Origin of the sequence: Streptomyces sp. NPDC006235, from assembly GCF_040613735.1 — a bacterium.
In the GTDB taxonomy this organism is placed as follows: Bacteria; Actinomycetota; Actinomycetes; order Streptomycetales; family Streptomycetaceae; genus Streptomyces.
The window spans coordinates 27,492-48,126 of sequence record NZ_JBEXSR010000041.1; the positions used below are offsets into that span (position 1 = coordinate 27,492).

19 protein-coding genes are annotated in these 20,635 nt (G+C 72.5%); 10 read left to right on the top strand and 9 right to left on the bottom strand.

The features are described 5' to 3' along the window. The first annotated feature begins 59 nt into the window (after positions 1-59). Positions 60-1,604 carry an LCP family protein gene (locus tag ABZ192_RS34225; RefSeq protein WP_356928415.1) on the top strand — a complete coding sequence of 515 codons (1,545 nt, stop codon included), beginning with the start codon at positions 60-62 and terminating at the stop codon, positions 1,602-1,604. Here ABZ192_RS34225 and mgtA read toward each other — a convergent pair. After that, a complete protein-coding gene (gene mgtA, locus ABZ192_RS34230; RefSeq protein WP_356928369.1) occupies positions 1,595-4,108 on the bottom strand; it encodes a magnesium-translocating P-type ATPase in 2,514 nt (837 codons plus the stop codon). The genes ABZ192_RS34225 and mgtA overlap by 10 nt on opposite strands. Next, positions 4,098-4,445, bottom strand: a complete 348-nt coding sequence (locus ABZ192_RS34235; protein ID WP_356928370.1) for a metalloregulator ArsR/SmtB family transcription factor — start codon at positions 4,443-4,445, stop codon at positions 4,098-4,100. The genes mgtA and ABZ192_RS34235 overlap by 11 nt, the downstream gene beginning before the upstream one ends. 335 nt (positions 4,446-4,780) lie before the next feature. On the opposite strand from ABZ192_RS34235, the gene ABZ192_RS34240 reads away from it, so the two are divergent. The 5 genes from ABZ192_RS34240 (at position 4,781) to ABZ192_RS34260 (ending at position 9,868) form a co-directional block, all read left to right on the top strand. Then, the gene (locus ABZ192_RS34240; protein WP_356928371.1) at positions 4,781-5,791 is read left to right on the top strand and encodes a substrate-binding domain-containing protein; all 1,011 of its coding nucleotides are present in this window, start codon (positions 4,781-4,783) and stop codon (positions 5,789-5,791) included. 200 nt (positions 5,792-5,991) lie between these two features. Next, positions 5,992-8,490, top strand: a complete 2,499-nt coding sequence (locus ABZ192_RS34245) for a nitrate- and nitrite sensing domain-containing protein (protein ID WP_356928372.1) — start codon at positions 5,992-5,994, stop codon at positions 8,488-8,490. 14 nt (positions 8,491-8,504) lie between these two features. Next, entirely contained in the window at positions 8,505-8,936 is a 432-nt protein-coding gene (locus ABZ192_RS34250) for a roadblock/LC7 domain-containing protein (protein ID WP_010034179.1), read from the top strand. A 1-nt stretch (position 8,937) separates the two neighbouring features. Continuing rightward, positions 8,938-9,297: a DUF742 domain-containing protein gene (locus ABZ192_RS34255; protein ID WP_356928373.1), complete on the top strand. Its 360-nt coding sequence runs from the start codon at positions 8,938-8,940 to the stop codon at positions 9,295-9,297. Beyond that, a complete protein-coding gene (locus tag ABZ192_RS34260) occupies positions 9,284-9,868 on the top strand; it encodes an ATP/GTP-binding protein (protein WP_356928374.1) in 585 nt (194 codons plus the stop codon). The genes ABZ192_RS34255 and ABZ192_RS34260 overlap by 14 nt, the downstream gene beginning before the upstream one ends. Positions 9,869-9,901: 33 nt before the next feature. On the opposite strand, the gene ABZ192_RS34265 is transcribed toward ABZ192_RS34260, so the two are convergent. The 7 genes from ABZ192_RS34265 to ABZ192_RS34295 all read right to left on the bottom strand — a co-directional run bounded on the left by ABZ192_RS34265 (position 9,902) and on the right by ABZ192_RS34295 (position 16,737). Continuing rightward, a complete protein-coding gene (locus ABZ192_RS34265) occupies positions 9,902-10,816 on the bottom strand; it encodes a hypothetical protein (protein ID WP_356928375.1) in 915 nt (304 codons plus the stop codon). A 123-nt stretch (positions 10,817-10,939) separates the two neighbouring features. Further along, positions 10,940-11,899 carry an ABC transporter substrate-binding protein gene (locus ABZ192_RS34270; protein WP_356928377.1) on the bottom strand — a complete coding sequence of 320 codons (960 nt, stop codon included), beginning with the start codon at positions 11,897-11,899 and terminating at the stop codon, positions 10,940-10,942. A gap of 117 nt (positions 11,900-12,016) precedes the next feature. Continuing rightward, positions 12,017-12,682, bottom strand: a complete 666-nt coding sequence (locus ABZ192_RS34275) for an ABC transporter permease (RefSeq protein WP_356928379.1) — start codon at positions 12,680-12,682, stop codon at positions 12,017-12,019. Beyond that, positions 12,679-13,365, bottom strand: coding sequence for an ABC transporter permease subunit (locus tag ABZ192_RS34280; protein WP_356928416.1), 687 nt, complete (start codon positions 13,363-13,365; stop codon positions 12,679-12,681). Before ABZ192_RS34280 ends, ABZ192_RS34275 begins: the two co-directional genes overlap by 4 nt. A gap of 8 nt (positions 13,366-13,373) precedes the next feature. Next, on the bottom strand, positions 13,374-14,495 hold the full coding sequence (locus ABZ192_RS34285; protein ID WP_356928380.1) for an ABC transporter ATP-binding protein: 1,122 nt from the start codon (positions 14,493-14,495) through the stop codon (positions 13,374-13,376). Between the two features lie 65 nt (positions 14,496-14,560). Next, positions 14,561-16,042 carry a HAMP domain-containing sensor histidine kinase gene (locus tag ABZ192_RS34290; RefSeq protein ID WP_356928381.1) on the bottom strand — a complete coding sequence of 494 codons (1,482 nt, stop codon included), beginning with the start codon at positions 16,040-16,042 and terminating at the stop codon, positions 14,561-14,563. After that, complete coding sequence (locus tag ABZ192_RS34295) at positions 16,039-16,737, bottom strand: response regulator transcription factor (RefSeq protein ID WP_356928382.1); 699 nt, start codon at positions 16,735-16,737, stop codon at positions 16,039-16,041. Before ABZ192_RS34295 ends, ABZ192_RS34290 begins: the two co-directional genes overlap by 4 nt. 152 nt (positions 16,738-16,889) lie before the next feature. Between ABZ192_RS34295 and ABZ192_RS34300 the strand changes: the two genes are divergently transcribed. From ABZ192_RS34300 to ABZ192_RS34315, 4 genes are all read left to right on the top strand, one after another. Then, entirely contained in the window at positions 16,890-18,230 is a 1,341-nt protein-coding gene (locus ABZ192_RS34300) for a ferredoxin reductase family protein (RefSeq protein WP_356928384.1), read from the top strand. Between the two features lie 13 nt (positions 18,231-18,243). Beyond that, positions 18,244-18,654 (top strand): FMN-binding protein, encoded by a 411-nt coding sequence (locus ABZ192_RS34305; RefSeq protein WP_356928385.1) that lies wholly within the window; start codon positions 18,244-18,246, stop codon positions 18,652-18,654. Between the two features lie 4 nt (positions 18,655-18,658). Beyond that, positions 18,659-19,393: an FAD:protein FMN transferase gene (locus ABZ192_RS34310; RefSeq protein WP_356928386.1), complete on the top strand. Its 735-nt coding sequence runs from the start codon at positions 18,659-18,661 to the stop codon at positions 19,391-19,393. A 111-nt stretch (positions 19,394-19,504) separates the two neighbouring features. After that, positions 19,505-20,563, top strand: coding sequence for a tartrate dehydrogenase (locus tag ABZ192_RS34315; RefSeq protein ID WP_356928387.1), 1,059 nt, complete (start codon positions 19,505-19,507; stop codon positions 20,561-20,563). Positions 20,564-20,635: the final 72 nt, after the last annotated feature.

The following is a 20,635-nucleotide window of genomic DNA, read 5'->3' on the forward strand; positions in this document are numbered from 1 at the left end:
TCGACAGTTGCTACATTGCGCAACTGTACAACCCCCGGGTGAGAGGCAAACAGACGCCGATGACGGTCACCAGCAACCGGAGGACTCAGCCGCCGCGGCACAGGGCCGCCGCGCGGGACGACAGCCGGCGGCGCGGTCGGCGGCGCGGCCGTGACCGCGGCCGTGGCATACGGGTCGGGCTCGTCGTCTGCCTGGCCCTGCTCGTGCTCGCCGCGGGCGGAGCCGGCTGGCTGTACCTGAAGCTGGACGGCGACATCAGCACCTTCGACTCGGGCGGCCTCTCCGACAACCGCCCCGAGGCCGGTTCGTCGCAGGGCGAGAACGTCCTGGTCATCGGTTCCGACACCCGCACCGGCGGCAACGAGGCGCTGGGCGGCGGCGACAAGGACGACGTCGGCCGCTCCGACACCGCGTTCCTGCTGCACGTCTACGCCGACCACCGGCACGCCCTCGCCGTCTCCATCCCCCGAGACACCCTGGTGACCATCCCGCCGTGCAAGCTGCCCGACGGAGGCTGGACGAAGGCACAGCCGGACACGATGTTCAACGCGGCGTACTCGGTCGGCCAGACGGCCAAGGGCAACCCCGCCTGCACGCAGAACACCGTCGAACAGCTCACCGGCCTGCGCGTGGACCACACCGTCGTCGTCGACTTCAAGGGCTTCGCCCGGCTGACGGACGTGGTGGGCGGTGTCAAGGTGTGCCTGCCGCAGGACGTCTACGAGAACGATCTGAACCCGCACCTCACCGCCCCGGGCAAGCTGCTCTTCCACAAGGGCGAGCAGACCGTCGCGGGCCAGAAGGCGCTGGACTACGTCCGCATCCGGCACGGCATCGGCGACGGTTCCGACATCGGCCGGATCAAGCGCCAGCAGGCGTTCGTGGCGAGCCTGCTGAAGGAGGTGAAGAGCGAGGGCTTCACTCCGACGCGGCTGCTGCCGCTGGCCGAGGCCGCCACGAAGTCGCTGACCGTCGACCCCGGCCTCGGCTCCGCGGACAAGCTGATGTCCTTCGCGTTGTCCCTGAAGGACATCGACCTGCACAACACGAAATTCGTGACCCTGCCGTGGCGCTACGAGGGTTCGCGGGTCGCGATCGTGCAGCCGGACGCCGACGCCCTGTGGGCCGCGCTCCGGGCCGACCGCACGATCGACGGCAAGAGCGCCGGCGGGAAGAGGACCCAAACGCCGGGTTCCGCAGCGTCCGCCTCCCCCAGGCCGGTCTCGGGTGCGGGCATCGACGTCGCCGTCTACAACGGCACCTCCGTCCCCGGCCTGGCCGCCCGCGCCGCCGCCGCTCTCACCTCGGACGGCTTCACCGTCACGGGCACGGCGACCGCGTCCACCCAGGACCACACCACGACACTGGTCGAGTACGGCCCCGGCCTGGAGGACCGGGCCCGGACGGTGGCGGCGGCCTTCCCCGGTGCGGAGCTCCAGCCCGTGACCGGCAGCGGGATCAGTGTCGTGCTGGGACAGTCGTACGCGGACAGCCCGACGGCGACCGCGTCCGCGTCCCCGGCTCCGTCCGCCGTACCGTCGGAGGTCGCCGCCGGGGCCCGGTCCGCGGACGACAACCCCTGCTCGAACCTCACCTACGGCTGACGCCGCCTCTGCCGGCCCCCGGCCGCCCACAGGGCTACGGCGTACAGCCCGAGGACGACGGCCGGCAGGAGGTAGTACGCGGCGGGCAGGGCCGTCATGCCGAGGGCCGTGCCGAGGGAGCTCGGCGGCAGCAGCAGGCCGACGGCGGCGAGGCCGGCCGCCGCGAGAGAGACCGGGCCGGGGGCCCGGCTCCCCTCGTCGCGCCGGCCGGTGCGCAGGAGCAGCATCACCAGGGCCTGGGTGAGCAGGTTCTCGGTGAACCAGGCGGAGTGGAAGACGGCTTCGTCGTCGACGGCGTCGGGGCCGTCGAGCGCGAACGCGAGGACGGCGAAGGTGGCGAGGTCGGCGACCGCGTTGAGCAGGCCGAAGCCGGTGACGAACCGGAGGAAGGAGCGCGGCCGCAGCACGGCCGGACCGCGCAGGGCCGCCGCGCCGGGACGGTCGTGGGCGAAGGCGAGCTGGGCCGCGTCGAAGCACAGGTTCTGGGCGAGCACCTGGGCCGGGAGCATCGGCAGGAAGGGCAGGAGCAGACCCGCGGCGAGCATCGCGACGACGTTGCCCAGGTTGGACGAGAGCGTGACGCGCAGGTACGAGGCGATGTTGCCGCTCGCGTGCCGCCCGGCGGTGATCGCGTGGCCGATCGCCGTGAGTTCCTTCTCGACGAGCACGACGTCGGCGCTCTCCCGTGCCACGCCGACGGCGGAGCGGGGCGCGAGGCCGACGTCGGCGGCACGCAGCGCGGCCACGTCGTTCACGCCGTCGCCGAGGAAGCCGACGGTGTGCCCGGCGGCGCGCAGGGCGGCGACGACCCGGGCCTTGTCCTGCGGGGTGCAGCGGGCGACGACGGTCGCCCGGTCGGCGGCCTCGGGGCCTTGCAGCTGTGCGGCGGTGCGTATCTCCCCGGGGTCCAGGCCGAGTTCGTGGCAGGCCCGGGCTGCTGTGGCCGGATGGTCGCCGGTGAGGACCTTCACGGTGACGCCCCGGTCGGCCAGTGCGCGCAGGGCCTCGGCGGCGGTCGGGGCGAGGGCGTCCCGGAAGGTCACCAGGCCCCGGAAGGCCAGGCCCCGCGGGTCGGGCGGCCCGGGCGCGCCGGCGGGGCGGTCGGCCGTGGCGACGGCCAGCACCCGCAGCCCGGCGTCCGCCTCCCGGGCGGCGAGCGCCAGCAGCCGGTCGCGCTCGCCGGGCTCCGTCGCACAGCGCTCCACCACGGCCTCGGCGGCGCCGGTGACGACGACGGTGTGACGCCCGAGGGAGCCGCGCACCACCGCCGTCGAGAGGCGCCGCACCGGGTCGAACGGCACGGCGTCCACCCCGTCGTACTCCTCGCCCACCGGCCCGGCCGCCGCCAGCAAGGCCTCGTCCAGGGCGTCGGGCGCGGGCAGTTCGGCGAGCTGGAGGGTCCACCAGGCGCCGACGGCGGCCCAGCGCAGCACCTCCGGGTCGTCCCGGCCGGCCGGGTCGAGGGCCCGTGCGACGACCGGCCGGTCCTGGGTGAGGGTGCCGGTCTTGTCGACGCACAGCACGTCGACCGCGCCCAGGTCGTGCAGCGCGGGCAGCCGTTTGACGATGACGCCGTGGGTGCGGGCGAGCAGGGCGGCACCCCGGGCCAGGCAGGTGGTGACGATCACCGGCAGCATCTCGGGCGTCAGCCCGACGGCGACAGCGACGGCGAAGGGCAGGGTCTCCAGGCCGCGTCCGCGCAGCGCGGCGTTCGCCATCAGGACGAGGGGCGGCGTCAGCAGCATGAAGCGGATCAGCACCCAGGAGATGCCGTGCACGGACCGGTCGAAGGCCCCGCCGTCCCGGGGGCTGGCCGGTTGCCGGTGAGCGGCGGCGAACCGGGTGCCGTCCCCGGTCGCGACCACGACGGCCGTACCGCTGCCCGTGGCGACGGTGCTGCCCTGGAAACACAGCGGGGTCTCGTCGTCCCCTCCGGATCCGGCCGGTCCCTCCACCGCCTTCTTGGCCGCCGGCGCCGACTCCCCGGTGAGGGCGGCCTGGTGCACCGTGAGTCCGCGGGCGCGCAGCAGTCGTACGTCCGCCGGGACGAGGTCGCCGGGGCCGAGGCGCAGGACGTCGCCGGGGACGAGGTCCGGGACCGGCACCTCGCGGGGCCGGGGCGGTTCCCGGTCGGTGTCGCGCCGCAGCACCGTGGCCGTGCCGGCGACCAGTTCGCGCAGGGCGGCCATGGAGCGGTCGGCCCGGTGCTCCCCGCCGGCGCGCAGCACGCAGCTGACCGCGACCAGGGCGAGGATGACCACGGCGGTGCCCCAGGAGGCGACGGCGGCGGACACCAGGCCGAGGCAGAGCAGGACGGCGGTGAAGGGGTCGCGCAGGGCGTGCGCGCACCTGCGGGGCCAGGACGGCGTGCGGCGGTCCGGCAGGGTGTTCTCGCCGTGGGTGAGCAGCCTGGCCGCGGCCTCGGTCTCGGTCAGTCCCCGGGGGCCCGACTCCAGCCGCCGCAGCACCTCCAGGGTGGTGCCGCCGGCGGTCTCAGAGGCCATGGAGGCGGCGGCGCGGCGGCGCCGCCTGGTCCGTGAGCCGGCCCACCAGGAGCCGTACGACGTCGACGACGTCGGGGTCGTCGACGTAGTACACCTGCCGGCGGCCCTCGCGTCGGGAACCGACGAGTCCGGCCAGCTTCAGCTTGGTGAGGTGCTGGCTGACCGCGGGCAGCGCGCCGCCGACCCGCTCGGCGAGCCCGCTCACGTCGCTCTCGCCCTGGGCCAGCGCCCAGACGATGTGCAGCCGGGCGGGCGAGGCCAGCAGCCCGAAGGCCGCGGCCGCCCGGTCGAGCACGTCGGCGGGCGGGTCCTCGAAGCCACTGCCGGCTGCCGCCACCGTCGCGCCCCTTCCGTCGCCTCCGTCGTCCTGCGAGCCGCACCAGTCTAGGCGGCCCCGGCGGCCGGGCCGGGAGGCCTTTTCCGTGCGGGACGCCGGGGCCCGAACCGCACGGACGGTATGAAAATCATGGGGATGACCTCCCATGTTCGACCCGTCGGACAGATCATCACGATGCGGCAGCGCTAACTCACGGCATGTGGCTGCTCACTTGACGCCCAGTGGTCACACACGGTTGGCTCCGGGCCAACGAGAGTCATCCGGCCCGTGCTCGAGTGCGGTCCGACCGGCTCTCATCCTGCTCTTGCTCGGCCGCACAGCGAGGTCCGCCCCTCATGAAGACTCCTCCCCCGCCGCACACCTCCGCGAGACTCACCCGTGTCGCGGCCCTGGTGTCCGCCGTGTGTCTGCTGGTGGCCGGCTGTTCCGTCCTCGGCACGAGTGACGACGGGCCCGACGCGGACCCGGTGGGCGGGCCGGGCGGCGGGATGAAGGTCGCCCTGGTCACCCACGGCGGCAAGGGCGACGCCTTCTGGGACCTGGTGCGCCGGGGCGCCGAGACGGCGGCGGCCAAGGACGGCATCGACCTGACGTACGCCAGCGACGCCGACGCGGCCGCGCAGGCCGCGCTGGTGCGCGAAGCGGTCCGCGACAAGGTCGACGGCATCGCCGTGACGCTCGCCAAGCCGGCGGCCATGCGGGGCCCGATCGCCCAGGCCAAGGCGGCCGGCATCCCCGTCGTCGGGCTCAACTCCGGTATCGACGCCTGGCGGCCGGCGGGACTGCTGGAGTACTTCGGCCAGGACGAGTCCGTCGCCGGCCGGGCCGTCGGCGACAAGCTGGACGAGGTCAAGGCCAAGCACGCCCTGTGCGTCGTGCACGAGCGGGGCAACGTCGCGCTGGAGGCCCGCTGCGCCGGCGTGCGCAAGACGTTCCGCGGCGAGACCGACAACGTGTACGTGGACGGCGCCGACATGAACGCGGTGACCGCCACGATCGCGTCCCGGCTGCGGCAGGACTCCAGCATCGACGAGGTCGTCACCCTGGGCGCCCAGTACGGGCTCAGCGCGGTCGACGCCGTCAAGCAGGCCGGCAGCAGAGCCAAGGTCGCCACCTTCGACCTCAACAAGGACCTGGTCGAGGCGGTCCGCAGCGGCAAGGTGCAGTTCGCCGTCGACCAGCAGCCCTACCTGCAGGGCTACCTGGCGGTGGACGCCCTGTGGCTGTACCGGACCAACGGCAACATCAGCGGCGGCGGGACGGCCCCGGTGCTCACCGGCCCCGCGTTCGTGACGAGGTCCAACGTGTCCGCGGTGGCACGTTTCGCCGCCGCCGGGACCCGGTGACCGGACCCTTCCTGTGACGGTGTCGCCAAAGATTCGGTCAGGCCCGGGCCCTGTGGTCTCTTGTACCGATAACATCCTGCGCATCCCATGTGCCGTAACCGGCACGCGAAACCCCTCGCGCCCGTCCCCCACTCCCATCCCCCGCCCCGCCCGTTCCGCTTTCCCGTTCCTCCCTCCCCGCTGATCGCCCTAGGACGACGATGTCTCGACGGACAGGTGCCCGGCGCCGTCTCGGTTCCATACGCCTCTCCCTGGTGCTTCTGGCCCTGGTGCCCAGCGTCACCCTCGCCGCCATGTGGGGCGTGACGACCATCCAGATGTTCTCGGAGGGGCTTCGGCTGCGCGACCAGACGGAGCTGAGCCGGTCGACCGGTGCCATGGGCACCGACACGACACTCGCCCTCCAGCGGGAACGCAGCCTGTCGGCGGCCTGGCTGGCCTCCCCGCACGGCTCCCGGGCCGCCCTCGACAAACAGCGCGAGGAGACCGACGCGGCGGTCGGGAAGCTGGTCGGGCAGGCGGACGCGATCGAGAAGGCGCCCTCCCGCGTATCGGACCGGCTGTACTCGGTGCTGGGCTCGGTGGGCAGCCTGGAGTACTACCGCGACCAGGTGGACCGCCCGACCGACATCACCGCGCAGCAGGCGCTGGACCAGTACTCCTCGATCATCGACGACCAGATCCACGCCTTCCAGGAGCTCTCGCAGGTCGACGACGGCGACCTCACCTCGCAGGCCGGTCCGCTGGTCGCCCTGGAGCACGCGGCGGAGCTGGTGTCCCGGGAGGACGCGCAGCTCACCCTGGCGTGGCCGTCCGGACACCTCGACGACAAGGCCTGGGTGCAGTTCACGGAGCTGGTGAACACCCGGCGCTGGCTCGTCCAGGACCAGGTCGTGCCCCAGCTGACCGGCAGCGCCAAGGCACAGACCGAGCGGATCCTGGCGAGCCCGGAGTGGCAGACGCTCCAGTCCATCGAGGACCAGGTGCTGGCGGCCCGCAACGCCGGCGCCGCCTCGGACCGGATCGCCCTGCCGGACACCCAGAAGCGGTGGAACGCCGCCATGGACAAACTCTCCGACCACTACGCGGGCCTGATCCAGCGGCAGACGACGGGCCTGCTCGAACGCAGCGCCGACAAGGCGGACGCGCTGCTGATCAAGGCGGGGATCCTGAGCGCCGGCGGGCTGCTCGCGCTGCTGGTGTGCGTCGGCATGTCCTGGCGGATCACGCGTTCGCTGTCCCGGCGGCTGCGCGGACTGCGCCGGGCCGCCGTCAGCCTCGCGCAGGAACGGCTGCCCGACGTGGTGGCCCGCCTCGACCGGGGCGAGACGGTCGACCCGGAGTCCGCGACGACACCGCTGGACTACGGTCACGACGAACTGGGCCAGGTGGCGCAGGCGTTCAACACCGCCCAGCGCACGGCCGTGCACACCGCGGTCGAACTCGCCGACACCCGGCGCGGCTTCCAGAAGGTCATCCTGGGCATCGCCCGGCAGAGCCAGAACCTGGTCAACCTCCAGCTCAGCCGGCTCGACACGCTGGAACGCGAGCACACCGACCCCGACATCCTCAAGGGCCTGTACGAACTGGACTCCACGGCCAGCCAGTTGCGCCGCTACGAGGAGAACCTCGTCATCGTCAGCGGCGAACGGCCCGGCCGCAGCTGGACGGAGCCGGTCGCGCTGGTCGACATCCTGCGCAGCGCGGTCGGCGAGGTCGCCGAGTACCAGCGGGTGGAGGTGCACACCGACGAGGAGGTGTGCGTCGCGCCGCCCGCGGTGGCCGACGTCATCCACCTGCTGGCCGAGCTCATCGACAACGCGACCGCGTACTCGCCCGCCCCGAGCCCCGTCACGGTGCGGGCCGGGATGGTCGCCAAGGGCCTGGCCGTCGAGGTCGAGGACCGCGGCCTCGGCATGTCGGAGGAGGACTACGCGTCCTTCAACGAACAGCTCTCGGTGCCCCCGCAGTTCGACGTGGTGGCGCTCGCCGACGACCTGCGGCTCGGCATGTTCGTGATCGCCCAGCTGGCCCACCGGCACGGCATCGCCGTCACCCTGCGCGCCTCGCCGTACGGCGGAACCACGGCGATCGTGCTGATACCGCACGACATCGTGGTGCGTGAGGCCCCGGAGTCCGGCGCGCCGGGCACCCGGGACGGCAAGGACACGGCCGGTGTGAACGGCCTGGCCGCCCTCGTCGGCCCGAGGGGAGCGGGCGACGGCCCGCGGGCCGGTGACGGCCCGGAGGACGGGCGCAGCCCGGCGGCCGCCGGCAGCGCCATGGCCACCGCCGAGGAGCCGCGGGGCGCCGCGGGCACCGCCGGGGGCGCCCGCGAGCCCCGGCCCTTCACATCGGTCCGGACCGCCACGGCCACCACCACCGCGGCCGCCCCTGCCGCCGCGCCCGCCGCCCGCGAGGTCGTCCCCCGCCGGGACGGTCTCGCCCCGCTCCCCCGCCGGGTGCCGCAGACGAGCCTGGTGCAGGAACTGCGCGAGGAGTCGGCGCCCGCCGAGGACGACGGCTCCCCCGACGACTTCACCGCGGAGGCGGCCGCCTCGTCCCTGGCCGGCTTCCAGCGCGGCACGCTCCGGGCCCGTGACGACGACGCCGAGCAGCCATGCGACGAGGACGCGGCCGCACCACCTCCGCAGGCCGCCGCAGGCCCCGTCCCCTCGACTCCGCCCGCCGACCGCTGACGAAGGACACCGCAATGACACGCCCCATCCCCGCCACGCACACCCAGCTCGACCAGCTGCTGACCGGACTCGTGGAGCGGGTCGCCGACGTGAACCAGGCCGTGGTGCTGTCCGAGGACGGCCTGGTGGTCAGCAAGTCCACCGGATTCCTGCGCGACGACGCCGAGCGGCTCGCGGCGACCGCGTCCGGCCTGATGAGCCTCAGCAAGGGCGTCAGCATGGACTTCCGGGGCGGTCCGGTGCGCCAGGCGCTCATCGAGATGGCCAACAGCTATCTGATCCTCACCTCCGCCGGTCCCGGCGCGCACCTCGTGGTGCTCACCGGGCCGGGCGCGGACGTCGGTGTGGTGGCGTACCAGATGAACATGCTGGTGAAGAAGATCGGCGAGCACCTCAGCGCGGCACCGCGGGGCGTGGCCGGTCCCGTTGTCGACCCCGGCGTGTGAGGTGGGAGGAGGCGACTCGGCGGGGCGGCTCGTACGGCCGTTCGCGCTGACTGGTGGCCGGACCCGGCCCAGCCGCGCCGACTTCACGCTCATAGCGACGGTGACCGCGGTCGATCCGCAGCCCGATGCGGCGGCCCGGTGCCAGCCCGAACACACCCGGATCCTCCGGTTGTGCGCCGAGCCGCTGGCCGTGGCGGAGCTGGCCGCCCGGCTCGACCTGCCGGTGAGCGTGGTCGCCATCCTGCTCTGCGACCTGCTGGAGGCGGGCCGGATCACCGTCCGTCCGCCGCGCCTCGTCTCCCGTACCGCTCCGGACCTGGACCTGCTGCAGAAAGTGAGGGACGGCCTTGGCCGGCTCTGACGTCGCCACCGACGCGTCCTCGGCACCCGACACGGTCAAGATCCTCATCGCCGGCGGCTTCGGCGTGGGCAAGACCACCATGGTCGGGTCGGTCAGCGAGATCGCCCCGCTGCGCACCGAGGAACCCCTGACCATGGCCGGTCTGGGCGTCGACGACCTGGACGGTATCGAGGAGAAGCGGGCCACCACCGTGGCCCTGGACTTCGGCCGCATCACCATCAGCCGGGACCTGGTGCTGTACCTGTTCGGTACGCCGGGGCAGCAGCGGTTCTGGTTCATGTGGAACGACCTGGCCCTCGGCGCGCTCGGGGCCGTGGTCCTGGTCGACGTCCGCAGACCCGAGTCCAGCTTCGCCGCGATCGACTTCTTCGAACGCCGGGGCATCCCGTTCGTCGTCGGGGTCAACGGCTTCCACGGCGAACACCCGTATCCGCCCGAGGACATCCGGGACGCCCTCGCCGTGCCGGAGCACGTGCAGGTGCTGCTGTGCGACGCGCGGGAGCGGGAGTCGTGCCGGGATGTGCTGATCGCCCTGATCGACCAGTTGATCGCGACGGCGGTACAGGCCTGAGGCAGGCGGTGCGGGCCCGCGACCGGCGGTGTCTCAGCCCCGGCCGGGTGTGGGCCCGGGCCACTCGGTGTACGGCACCGGGCGGCCCGTGAACGCGTCCAGGACGACGCGGCCGCCGACCGGCCGGTCCAGCTTCACCGTCACCTTCTCGCCGCGCAGGTCACTCGTGCAGGGGCCGTCGTCGGTGCCGGTCACGGAGGCGGACAGGACGACGCTGCCGCGCGTCTCCAGCGCCGTCACGACGGGGCCGTCGTCGCAGGATCCGTGGTGCGCCACCACGGTGACGGACCGGCCGTCCTGCGCCACCCCTGTCAGACCGCCGAGCGGCGCCAGCACGTCCGTGGGGACGTCCGGCCCGAGCGGCGCGATGGGCGACTTGGGCACCTCCGAGGGGTTCACGGCGGCCGTCTTCAGAGGAGTGGCATAGCCCTTCAGGGTGAAAAGCCAGGCCGGGACGGTCGCCGGACCGCGACCGGTGAGCACGGTCATGTCCCCCGACTCGGCCTTGGTGACGGTCAGCCGGGGACCGGGGCCGCTGTTGCCGTCCAGGGTCCGGTAGGCCCGCTCGGCCGGCATGAGGGGCCTGGTGAGCGAGCCCCCTTCCTGCCACGTCACCCGGCCGCTCTTCCCCCGGGCGGAGGGGAGCGGCGCCTTCAGGTCGAAGGTGCCGGTCGCGTACGCGCGGCGGTCGGCGTCGTCGCGGAGGCCGCCCGCGGGCAGTTGGACGACCGGTGCGACGGGGTGGTAGCCCGCGCGCCACTGTGCGGCGGCCCGGGAGCCGTCCCAGGCCTTTGCGACCCGATGGGCGCGGTCGTTCGAACGCGGGGACGGCGCGGGATCGGTGCGGCCGGCTTCCGCCGTGCCGCACCCCGCGGCGGCACCGGCTCCGGCGGCGGACAGGGTGAGGACGAGCAGGAGACGGGCGGCGCGGGTCATGTCGGTACGCATGACGCTCCCAGGGATTCGCGGTGACCGGGGATGGTTCCGTCCCTGTGACGCCCCACCCCCGGCCCGCGTTCGATCCGCTCGGGATCCGCCCGGACCGTTATCGCACCGTGACGGTCAGCCGGCTCAGACCAGGCCCGCCGACTTCAGCCACGCCTTGGCCACGTCCAGCGGGTCCTTCTTCTCCAGCTGTACCTGCGCGTCCAGTTGGAGCAGTGCCTTCGTGTCGAGCTTGGCCGAGACCGCGTCGAGCGCCTCGGCTCCCTCCTTGGACAGCTCGCCCTTGCGGACCAGCGGCTGCACGTTCTGGAAGCCGAAGAGGTTCTCCGGGTCCTTCAGGACGACGAACTTGTCCCGCGCGATGGTCGGGTCGGTGGTGAAGAGGTCCGCGGCCTGCACGGTGTTCTTCCTCAGCGCCGTCTGGGTCAGCGGCCCGCCCGCGTCGAGGGACTTGAAGGACTTGAACTCAAGGCCGTACACCGACTTCAGGCCCACCAGGCCCTGGTGCCGGGTCTGGAACTCCGGGGAGCCGCCGAACACCAGGTCCTTGGCGACGTCCTTGAGCTCCCCGATGGAGGAGTCGGAGGTGAGCTTGTACTTCTTCGCCGTCTGCGCGTTGAGGGTCACGGAGTCCTTGTTCTGCGCGGCCGACGGCTTCAGCAGCTCCAGCTTGGGGTCGAGCTTGCCGTTGATCGCGGTCGTGGTCTCCTCGACCGTCTTCGGCTTGGCCTTGGAGTCGAGGTACGCCAGCAGGGAGCCGTTGTACTCCGGCAGCAGCGTGATGGCGCCGTTCTTCATCAGACCGTACGTGGTCTCACGGCTGCCGATGTTGGGCTTGTAAGTGACCTTGATGCCCTTGGCCTTGAGGGCCTCGCCGTAGATGTCGGCGAGCAGGATGCTCTCGGCGAAGTTGTTGGAGCCGACCACGACGGTGCCGCTCTCGGCTCCGCCGCCCTTGAGCGGGTCGTCGGAGGTGCCGCCGGAGGAACAGCCTCCGAGAAGAGCCGCCGCCGCGGCGAGCGCGACTGCGGCCGCGCGGGGGTGCCTCGTGATGGACCGGGTGCTGCTCTTCGCCGTAGTAATCACTCACCGATCCAAGCCAGCCGGTATTCGGTCAGTCAAGAGCAGCCTGGTTACCGATCGGCGTCGATGTGCGACAAACTACGGCAACCCGGTCTCTGCAAACTACGGCAACCCGGCCTCTCATCCCCTGCGCACGCCCGGCGACACCGCGACCCGCGACACGGCCCAGAACAGCGCGAGCGTGACCAGCGCCAGGACGGCCACCAGGGTCGCGCCGCCCACCACCTTCTCGTAGTTGCGCTGGTAGAGGCCGTCGACGATGTACCGCCCGAGGCCGCCGAGGCTGACGTACGCGGCGATGGTCGCCGTCGACACGATCTGGATGGCCGCCGAGCGCAGGCCGCTGAGGATCAGCGGCAGCGCGACCGGCAGTTCGACCTGGAAGAGGATCCGGGACTCGTGCATGCCCATGCCGCGGGCGGCGTCCACCGGCGAGGGGTCGACGGAGCGCATCGCCTCGTAGGTGGTGACCAGGATCGGCGGGACGGCGAGGACGACCAGCGGGATCATCACGGGCAGCATCCCGAACCCCAGCAGGGTCGTCATCAGCACCAGCAGGCCGAAACTGGGCAGGGCCCGCCCGGCGGTGGCGACCAGGGACAGGGCGTTCCCGCCGCGCCCGTAGTGGCCGGTGACCAGGCCGATCGGCAGTCCGATGGCGGCGGCGAGGGCGAGGGCCTCCAGGGTGTACTGCACGTGTTCCCCGAGGCGGGCGGGGATGCCGTCGTAGCCCTGCCAGTGGGCGCTGTCGCTGAAGAAGGCGTTGACGAAGTTGAGTACGTTCACCGGGCTGCGTCCTTGAGGGCGGGCGCCTGCTTGCGGCCGGCCGTGCCGCTGGGCATCCACGGCGTGAGCAGCACGCGCACGAGGACCAGCAGGGCGTCGACGACGATCGCCAGGAGGGCCGTGGTGATCACGGAGTTCCAGGTCAGTTCGGGCCGGTTGTAGATCTGCGCGTCGTGGAGCAGGTTGCCGAGCGCGCCCTGGTTGCCGATCAGCATGCCGACGCTGACGAGGGAGATGCTCGACACGGTCGCCACCCGCAGGCCGGCGATGATCGCCGGGACCGCGATCGGCAACTGCACCTGGAAGTACCGCCGTATGGGCCCAAAGCCCATGGCGGTGGCCGCGGACAGGGTCTCCGGGGGCACCGAGCGCACCCCGTCGACGATCGCCGGGACGAGCACCACCAGGCTGTACACCGCCAGCGGGATCATCACCGTGAGTTCGGTCTGCCCGGTGTAGTTGATGAGGACGACGAAGAACGCCAGCGACGGGACGGCGTACAGCACGGTCGTGACGCCGAGGACGGGCGGGTAGAGCCAGCGGAAGCGGATGCAGAGCTGGGCGATCGGCAGCGCCAGGAGCAGCCCGGCCGCGACCGGCAGCAGGGCCTCTCTCAAGTGCAGTCCGACCAGCCCGATCCAGCTGTGCTGGAGGTCGCTCGGCATGTCGAAGAAGTCGTGCAGGAAGTCGCTCATCCGGCGACCTTCTCGTCGTCGCGCCCCGCCGCGTGGGCGCTGCGGATCGCCTCGCCGATGGTCTGCTGCGAGACGACGCCGGTCACCCGCCCGCCGGTGTCCACGGCGACGGCCCAGCCGGTCGGCGACAGCACCGCGCAGTCGAGGGCGACCCGCAGCGAGTCGGTGCCGGGCACGAACGGCCGCCCGTAGGAGAGCAGCCGCTCCGGCCGGATGTCGCCTGCGACCAGGTCCCGCGGCGCGCTCCAGCCGAGGGGCCGGCCGTCCGCGTCGGTCACGAGGAGGTAGGGGGCGTCGGGGGCGGCGATCTGCTCGGCGGTGGCGTCGAGCGGGATCACCGGCTCGCTCGTCAACTCCAGCCGGGCGGACGGGAAGAAGGACAGCCGCCGGATGCCGCGGTCGCCGCCGAGGAAGTCCTCGACGAAGGCGTCGGCGGGGCTGGACAGCAGCTCGGCCGGGGGCGCGTACTGGGCGAGGTGGCCGCCGGTGCGCATCACGGCGACCATCGTGCCGAGCTTGATCGCCTCGTCGATGTCATGGGTGACGAAGACGATGGTCTTGCCCAACTCGTCCTGGATGCGCAGCAGTTCGTCCTGGAGTCCCTTGCGCACCACCGGGTCGACCGCCGAGAACGGCTCGTCCATGAGCAGCACGGGCGGGTCGGCGGCGAGCGCCCGGGCCACGCCGACGCGCTGCTGCTGGCCGCCGGACAGCTGGTACGGGTACCGCTGGGCGAGCGCGGCGTCGAGCCCGACCCGCTCCATCAGCTCCGCGGCCCGCGCCCGGGCCTTCTGCTTGCCCCAGCCGAGCATGCGGGGCACGGTCGCGATGTTGTCGAGGATCGTGCGGTGCTGGAAGAGGCCGGCGTTCTGGATGACGTAACCCATGGACCGGCGCAGGGTGGTGACGGGCTGCCGCAGGATGTCCTCGCCGTCGAGGAGGATCGTTCCCTCGCTCGGTTCGACCATCCGGTTGATCATCCGCAGGGTGGTCGTCTTGCCGCAGCCCGACGGTCCGACGAGGACGGTGATCGAGCGGTCGGGTATCTCCAGTGAGAGCCGGTCGACCGCCACCGTGCCGTCCGGGTAGCGCTTGGTGACTGAATCGATCCGTATCAAGACGCCGGGCCCTTCGGGTTGGCGGAAGCTTTGGCCATGGTCGTACGGCATGTTGCCGGTCGAGTCTAGACGGCTGCTGTTTCCGGCCCCGGGGCGGCCGGAACCCCGGCCCCGGCCAGTGGCAGCCGCACGGTGAACACCGTCGCCCCCGGTTCGCTGTCGAGTTCGATGCGGCCGCCGTGGGCCCGGACCAGGGAGTGGGCGACCGCCAGGCCGAGGCCGCTGCCGCCGCGGTCGCGGCTGCGGGCCTTGTCGACGCGGTAGAAGCGGTCGAAGACGCGCTCCTGGTCCTCGGGCGGGATGCCGGGCCCCGCGTCGGCGATCCGGACCAGGGCGGTGCCGGAGTCGACGGCGACGTCCACGGACACCGGGGTTCCGGGCGGGGTGTGCACGGCGGCGTTGGCGAGGAGGTTGTCCAGGACCTGCCGGACGCGCTGCGGGTCCAGGCGCACCGTGAGCGCCGCCGGGCCGGCGGTCACCGTCAGCGGGTGGTCGGGGCGGCTGGCCCGGAAGGCGTCCGCGGCCTGGCGCACGAGCTCCGCCAGGTCGGCGTCCTCCAGCCGCAGCGGCGCCTCCACCTCCGCCGCGTCCAGCCGGGCGAGCAGCAGCAGGTCGTCCAGGAGGATGCCCATGCGGGCGGCCTCGGCACGCAGCCGGGCCAGGTGCCGGTCGCGTTCCTCGGGGGCGTTGGCGGCGGCGTACTGGAAGAGGTCGGCGTAGCCGCGTACCGACATCAGCGGGGTGCGCAGCTCGTGCGAGGCGTCGGCGACGAACCGGCGCAGCCGCTGCTCGGCCTGAGCGCGCACGGCGAGGGAGTCGTCGATGTGCTCCAGCATCGTGTTGAAGGCGGTGCGCAGCTCGTCCACCTCCGGGCCGCCGTCCCGGCCGTCGGCGCGCAGCGGCAGCCGGGCAGCCGACTCGGTCAGGTCGTGCGAGGCGATGCCGTGCGCGGTGGACGCCATGTCGCTGAGCGGCTTCAGCCCGCGGCGCAGCATGCGGCGGCCGAAGACCACCAGGGCGAGCAGCGCGAGCGCGAAGGTGACGACCTGGATGGTGATGAGCTGCCCGACCGTGTCCTCGATGTCCTCCATGGGCGCGGCGCTCACCAGGACCACCCCGGGCTCGACCTCGCAGGCGCGCAGCCGGTAGGTACCGGCGCCCCTGAGGTGCTCGGTGCGCAGGAGTTCCTGGTGGGCGGTGGTCTGCGCCGAGGCCAGGGCGGTGAGGTCGTCGACGTCCTTCGGCAGGTCGGCGGGGTCCTCGGGCCTGCGCAGCTCGGGCGTGCCGTCCGAGACGTCGTACACGGCGTAGAACCAGCTGTAGTACTTCTTGCCCGTGAGCGTGCCGTAGTCCGCGATGCTCTTGGACTGGGCGATCTGGGCCTGCGCCAGCTGGGTGTCGAGCTGCGCCGACAGGTAGTCGCGCATGTAGGTGGTGAGGGCCGTGCCGACGACGGCGAACACGACCAGCGACAGGGCGCCGAGGCCGAGGGCCAGCCGGGTGCCCAGGCGCATCCCGCGGTAGGCCCGCCGCAGCCGGGCGATCACTCGGAGGCCTGTCGCAGGACGTACCCGAATCCGCGCACGGTGTGGATCAGCGGCGCGCCGCCGTCGTCGGTCTCGTCGAGCTTGCGGCGCAGCCGGCTGATGACCAGCTCGACGACGTTGGAGCGGCCGCCGAAGCCGTACTCCCACACGTGGTCGAGGATCTGCGCCTTGGTGAGCACGGTGGGCGACTTGCGCATCAGGTAGCGCAGCACCTCGTACTCGGTCGGGGTGAGCGACAGCAGCTTCTCGCCGCGCCGCACCTCGCGGGTGTCCTCGTCCATGGTCAGGTCGCCGACCTGGAGCACGGACCGCTGGAAGGCGGGCCCGGCGCTGCGCCGCAGCACGGTGCGCAGCCGGGCCATCAGCTCCTCCACGGCGAACGGCTTGACCAGGTAGTCGTCGCCGCCCCGGGTCAGGCCCGCGACCCGGTCGGCGACGCCGTCGCGGGCGGTGAGGAACACCACCGGCACCATCGTGCCGGAGGCGCGCAGCCGGTCCAGGACGCCGAAGCCGTCGACGCCGGGCAGCATCAGGTCGAGCACCACGATGTCCGGGTGGAACTCGGCGGCCCGCTGCAGCGCGTCCTCGCCGGAGTACGCCGTGACCGCCTCCCAGCCCTCGTAGCGGGCGACGGTCGCGACGAGGTCGGCGATGGGCGGGTCGTCGTCGACGACGAGGAGTCGTACTTTTTCCACCCGCTCATAGTGCTTCACATGTCCGGTGCCGCCATAGCCGCCCGAGCCTTCGCCGCCGGATCGATAAGTACTTGAAAGTTGGGTGACAGTGTTCCGACAGCTCCCCCGCGCCAAGCTCGGTGTCCCAGGATCCGATCAAGGAGCTGCCGATCGTGACGACCCTCCAGGAACGCCCCGCCGCACCCCGCCCGGGGGTGCGCCCCCGAGTGGTGGGCCGCACCGGCCTGTACGCGGTGCTGCTGGCCAACGCGGTCGTGGTGACCGTCTTCTTCGTCCAGGCCGGTTTCGCCTCGAACACGCTGATCGTGCTGGGGCGGCTGGCTGGGCTGTACGGGGCGCTGCTCATGGCGTTCCAACTGCTGCTGGTGGCGCGGCTGCCGTGGTTCGACCGGCGGATCGGCATGGACCGGCTGACGTCCTGGCACCGCTGGACGGGCTTCTCGGTGCTGTGGCTGCTGCTGGCGCACGCCGTGTTCATCGTCTTCGGCTACGCGCAGTCCTCGTCCCTGGACCCCGTGAACCAGCTGGTGGATCTCGCGGAGACCGTCGAGGGCGTGCTGCGCGCGATCACCGCCCTGGTGATCATCATCGTGGTCGGCGCGGTCTCGGCCCGCTCCGCCCGGCGCCGGCTGGCGTACGAGACCTGGCACTTCATCCACCTGTACACCTACGCCGCGGTGGTGCTGGCGTTCACGCACCAGGTCGCGGCGGGTACGTCGTTCACCTCGTCGTCCGTGGCGCGGACGTACTGGTACGCCGTGTGGGGCGTGGCCCTCGCCGCGGTGTTCACGGGCCGGCTGGTGCTGCCGCTGTGGCGCAACCTCCGTCACCAGCTGCGTGTGACGGCCGTGGTCCCGGAGAACGACGACGTGGTCTCGGTCTACATCACGGGCCGCGACCTGGACCGGCTGCCGGCCCGGGCCGGACAGTTCTTCCTGTGGCGCTTCCTGACGAGGGACCGCTGGTGGCAGGCCAACCCGTTCTCGCTGTCCGCCGCGCCGGACGGCCGTACGCTGCGCCTGACCGTCAAGCGGGCGGGCGACGGCAGCGCGGCCCTGCGGCACCTGAAGGTCGGCACGCGGGTGTTCGCCGAGGGCCCCTACGGCGCCTTCACCACCCTGCACCGCACCCGCCCGGACGCCCTGCTCATCGCCGGCGGCGTCGGTGTCACCCCGATCCGGGCCCTGCTGGAGGAACTGCACGGCCACGCGGTCGTGATCTACCGGGTGGCCACCGACCGGGACGCCGTCCTCTACGACGAACTGCGCGAACTGGCGCTCGCCAAGGGGGCCGAGCTGCACCTGGTCACCGGGCCGGCCCTGCCCGACCGGCTGGCGCCGCGGGAGCTGGCGCGTCTCGTGCCGGACATCACCGGCCGGGACGTGTACCTGTGCGGCCCGCCGCCGATGATGAACGCGGTGCTCGGCAGCCTGCGCGAGCTGGGCGTGCCCCGGACACAGACCCACTTCGAGCGCTTCAGCCTGGCCGGATGACGAGGAGAGATTCGTGAAGCGAGCCATACCCGTCCTCGTCCTGAGCGTCGCCGGCCTGATCCCGATCTGGCGGTACGCGCCGTCACCCGACACCGGGTCGTCGTCCGCCTCACAGCCCGCCGCGCCCGCGTCGACGCCCTCGGTCTCCTCCTCGGGCGGTACCACGACGACGGTCGTGTCGGGGTCGACGATCGACACCGAAAAGGGCCCGGTGCAGGTCGAGGTCACGTTCGACGGCGACGAGATCGCCTCCGTGCGGATGCTCCGGCAGCCGAACCACCCGCAGACCACGGCCGCCGTGCCCAAGCTGATCGAGGAGACGCTCCAGGCACAGAGCGCCGACATCGACACGGTGTCCGGTGCCACGATCACCAGCGACGGCTACCGGGAGTCGCTGCAGGCCGCGATCGATGCGAGGGGCTGACGGCATGCGGCGCGTCGAGCACGTCATGGGGTTCCCGGTGTCGGTACGGATCGACGACGAGGGCTTTCCCGAGGCGCGGGTGGACGACTTCTTCGCCTGGCTGCGCGAGGTCGACGCACGGTTCAGCCCGTTCCGCCCGGACAGCGAGGTGTCCCGGCTGGACCGGGGCGAGGTCGCGGCCCCCGGCCCGGCGCTGCGCGAGGTCCTGGACCTGTGCGAGGAGTACCGGATCGCGACCGGGGGCGCCTTCGACGTCCGGCTGCCCGGCCGTGGCCTCGACCCCTGCGCCGTGGTGAAGGGCTGGTCGGTGCAGAAGGGAGCGGAGCTGCTGTCGGCGGCCGGGGCGCGGCGGTTCTGCCTCAACGCGGGCGGCGACGTGCTCGCCTCCGGCGGCCCCTGGCGCGTCGGCGTACGCCACCCCGAACACGCCGACCGGCTCTGCACGGTCCTGGACCTCACCGACCGGGCCGTCGCGACCTCCGCCCGCTACGAACGCGGCGACCACATCCTCGACGCCCGCACCGGCCGCCCCGCGACGGGTCTGATCAGCATGACCGTCGTGGCCCCCACCCTGACCGAGGCGGACACGGTCGCGACAGCGGCGTTCGCCCTGGGCGCCGAGGGCGTCGCGTGGGCGGCGGCCCGCGAGAACTGCGAGGTGTTCGCGGTGGACGCGGACAGGCGCGTGCTCCGGAGCCCGGGGTTTCCGGTGGCGGAGGCGGGATCCGCCGCGGCGTAGGAAGCCACGTCGGCGAGGACGGGGGCTCTCGCCGCCTCATAGGCACCGCTTATAAGGGAGATCCGCTTTGCGTCTTGGACGCCCTGCGGACCGCCTTGCTGCAATCGACGCATGACGACCAACCACCGCATTGCCCTGATTCCCGGCGACGGCATCGGCGCCGAAGTGCTGCCCCCGGCACAGCAGGTGCTCGACGTCCTCGGCCGCCGCCACGGCTTCAGCCTGTCCTACACCTCGTACGACTGGTCGTGCGAGCGGTACCTGCGGGAGGGCGCCATGATGCCCGCCGACGGGATCGACCAGCTGCGCGACAAGGACGCGATCCTGCTGGGCGCGGTGGGATACCCGGGGGTGCCCGACCACGAGTCGCTGTGGGGGCTGCTGATCCCGATCCGGCGCAGCTTCCGCCAGTACGTCAACCTCCGGCCCATCCGGGTCTTCGAAGGCATCGACAGTCCGGTGCGCGGCGCACGGCCGGGCGAGGTCGATCTCGTCGTCGTGCGCGAGAACATGGAAGGCGAGTACAGCGAGGTCGGCGGCCGGCTCAACCGCGGCTTCCCGGACGAGATCGCCGTGCAGGAGGCCGTGTTCACCCGGGCCGGCGTCACCCGTCTGCTGGACTACGCCTTCACGCTCGCCTCGCAGCGGGGCGGCCGCCTGACCTCCGCGACCAAGTCGAACGGCATCGTGCACACCATGCCGTTCTGGGACCAGCTCGTCACCGAGCGGGCCGCCTCGTTCCCGCAGGTCGCCTGGGACCAGGAGCACATCGACGCGCTCGCGGCCAAGTTCGTCCTCGAACCGGCCCGCTTCGACGTCGTCGTCGCCTCCAACCTCTTCGGTGACATCCTCAGCGACCTCGCGGCCGCGGTCGCCGGTTCCATCGGCATCGCCCCGGCGGCCAACCTCAACCCGGAGCGGGACTTCCCCTCGATGTTCGAGCCGGTGCACGGCTCCGCGCCCGACATCGCGGGCCAGGGCATCGCCAACCCGCTGGGCGCGATCTGGTGTGCGGCCATGATGCTCGACCACCTCGGCCATCCCGCCGCGGCCAGGGACATCACGGACGCGATCGCCTCGGTCCTGGCCAAGACCGACACCCGCACCCGTGACCTGGGCGGAACGGCGACCACCGCCGAGTTCACCGACAAGCTGATCGAGCTGCTCTGACAGACCGTCCCAAAAAGGCCCCAAGACGGAACACCGTGTGGGTTGACCTGCACGTTTCCCGGGCCGAGAGTG